Here is a 1,917-nt window from a genome sequence, read left to right as displayed (position 1 = left end):
GACCGTCGCGGAGGCGTTCTTCGGGCTCTGGGTCGCCACCAAGGTCGGGGCGGTGCTCGCGCAGATCGGCCTGATCCGCGCGGCGCTGGTGACGGGCAACACCTCCCTCCTGGCAGCCATGCTGCGGGTTGGTCTGCCGGTTGCCATCGGTGCCGTCGCCACAGGCCACGGCTACCAGACGCCGGAAGAGGCCGCTGCCGATCCGGATCAGGCGCAGTTGCAGCGTGAGGGCATCGAGCGCCGCGGACGGGTGCGCGGCGCGATCAGCAAAGGTTGGAATAGCGTCAAGCGCATGTTCGGCGGTGGCGAGGCCGAGGCGGCTGACGGCGGGGCCGGCATTCGCACGCGGGCGCGTCGCGCCGCTCGCGGCGTCGAGGCTGATCCATCTGGCGACTACACCGGCAACGACGGACGGCGGTCTCGGGGGGCCACTTCGGCGCAGGGGCGCGCCAACGTCGCGTCGTGGATGGAATTCCTGCAGAAGCCGGTATCCGAGGGCGGCCTAGGCATGCCGAGGGGCAAGGCCCAGGCTTCCATAGCCATGATGCAGGGCGAGAGTGGCGGGAACCTAGATCCCGGCGCCGTTGGCGATAGCGGGCACGCGCACGGTACAGCTCAATGGAGCGATGCCAACGGCAACCCCCGCTTCCCGCTGCTGAAGAAGTTTGCGGCCTCACAGAACAAGGACTGGCGAGATCGAGGCGTACAGCAGCAGTACTTCCGGATGGAAATGTTGGGCCTGCCCGGCGCTGTCAGCCACAATCACGCTTACCGGGCGATGATGGCTGCACCGACCGATGAACAGACCTTGTATCAGGGTATTTCGAAGTTCGAGAACCCGCAGAAGCATGCGCTCGCCTACCAGATCCGGAAGCCGTTCCTGGACCGCCTTCGGCGCATCGAGCAGCATGACCAGGACATCGCCACCATCCAGGCGGCGGGGAAGGATCTGCGGTCGGGCGCCTCGAATGCGCGCCGTCCCGACGTGCTGGCTGATCCGAAAGATGAGCGGCGTCAGGTGCCCGCAGCAGCACCGGCCCCGTCAGCCTGGAACGGCATCCCGAACGCCGGCCTGTTCGTGGCCCAGGCTCAAGCCGCACAGGCGGCTCAGATCGCCAACACCACCAACGACAACCGGCAGAGTTCGGTCCGGACCGACACCACACACATGCACGGCGACGTGATCGTCAACAGCAGCGCCTCGAATGCGGATGGCCTGATCGGGGACCTGAAGCAAAGCTTGAAAGGCCGGGCCTACGCGATGTCGTCGAACACTGGGCAGGCGTGAGAGCATCCACTTCCGCGACATCGTGCAGAACCACGGGCGCCAGATGGCGAAGGCGGACGGGGATAGCGACGACTGCGGAACCAGCCAGCCGATCGGGCGTATGCCGTATTCACGAGAGACAAACTCAGCCCGCTCAGTTCGCTGCGCGGGCTTCTCTTTGCGATATGTATGCCTCCAACAACCTGTTCGAGGCAGTGGAGCTAAGCCGGAGGTAGCCGTTTCTCTTAATACCCAAGCGACCGAGACCGGTCGCGAGGATCGCGGACCCAGTTCTGACCTGCGTCGTGGTGCCAACCGTAGGCGTGGCCGCTGCGAATGGCGTCAGCGACGTTCCGGGGCCCCGCAAGACCCTCTGTCCCACCAGGCGCGGTTGCCGCCAGCTGCCCGCCAGGAGGTGTAGCGCCGCCGCCGCGTGCCATGCCAGTTCCGCCAGTGCCGATGAGAGCCATGGCGGATGCAGCAAGCAGGATGCTCATTCTAGATGGCACGCGCTACCGCCCACGTAGAAAAAACAGCCACAGCAGGATGACGATGGGGATCGGCACTCCGATGAGCCACAGCAGGCTGCCTGTCAGCATGTCGCCCTCTCTCCAACCTGCCGAGCAACTCGGCGATCGAGAGTCCGTTCC

Annotated in this window: 2 protein-coding genes; both read left to right on the top strand. The window is 65.8% G+C overall.

The genetic code is table 11. The annotated features are described in order from the left end of the window. A partial coding sequence (locus tag MKL01_RS06335; protein WP_243904369.1) for a phage tail tip lysozyme occupies nt 1-1,288 on the top strand: 1,288 nt, incomplete at its 5' end. A 447-nt stretch (nt 1,289-1,735) separates the two neighbouring features. Next, on the top strand, nt 1,736-1,917 hold a 182-nt coding region (locus tag MKL01_RS06330), incomplete at its 3' end, for a hypothetical protein (protein ID WP_243904368.1).

The sequence above is a fragment of the Methylobacterium sp. J-070 genome (assembly GCF_022829385.1).
Lineage (GTDB): Bacteria > Pseudomonadota > Alphaproteobacteria > Rhizobiales > Beijerinckiaceae > Methylobacterium.
The sequence above is the reverse complement of the archived record's forward strand: the minus strand, read 5'-3'. Positions and strand labels throughout refer to the sequence as shown.